Source organism: Thiolapillus sp. (assembly GCF_048562965.1).
Lineage (GTDB): Bacteria > Pseudomonadota > Gammaproteobacteria > Chromatiales > Chromatiaceae > Thiolapillus > Thiolapillus brandeum_A.
In genome coordinates this window covers 1-727 of the sequence record NZ_JBHNMF010001284.1, presented here as the reverse complement: position 1 = coordinate 727, position 727 = coordinate 1, and the positions used below count along the sequence as shown (strand labels likewise).

Here is a 727-nt window from a genome sequence, read left to right as displayed (position 1 = left end):
AAGTTGTTGCGTAGTGCTTGGTGACCAGGACGGCTGGGGCACCAATAGGTTGTCAAAGGCCGAGTCGATTTTGGGGACTGGGATGTCCCAAAATCTATCACGAGGTCGAAGACACGCTTGCGATACATAAACGCATCCGGGTCCGTTTTGGATTCATGGGTATCCCGCTTGCGCTTCTGACCCCGAAAATCCACGCTGAAATGCTCTTTGGAAAGCAAATGAGCCTGATCCGCTTGCGCCAGGACTTGGGCAAAGAACTGGCGGGCAATGTCGCCTTCGAGCAAACGGTCCCGGTTCTTGGTGAATGTAGAATGATGCCAAACCGGATCCTCTATGGAAAAACCCACGAACCAACGAAACAGCAGGTTATAGTCCAATTGCTCCATCAACTGCCGTTCGCTGCGTATGGTGTAGAACACCATCAATAATTGCGCACGCAATAGTTTCTCTGGTGGAATGGAGTCGCGCCCGGCTTCGGCATAAAGGGCATCAAAATCCTCTTCCAATGCCAACAATGCTGTGTCAACAAGTTGGCGAATGGGGCGCAAGGGATGATCTTTAGGCACCCGGTCTGCAGGACTTACCGTGCTGAATAACGTATCTTGATAGTAACTACTCACCCCTATCAGCATAGAGCTGTCCCGAAAAGGCCATTTGAATGGCGACCAGCGGATTGTATCCCTGATTTGCCATGGTCTGCAGGTAACTGGAGATGCGGCAATAGGCC

At 51.4% G+C, this 727-nt stretch carries 1 protein-coding gene; it reads right to left on the bottom strand.

Annotated elements, in window-relative coordinates; genetic code table 11:
* Window positions 1–632: transposase (locus ACOCD2_RS23845; RefSeq protein WP_293650710.1), on the bottom strand; the 632-nt coding region annotated here is incomplete at its 3' end.
* Window positions 633–727: the final 95 nt, after the last annotated feature.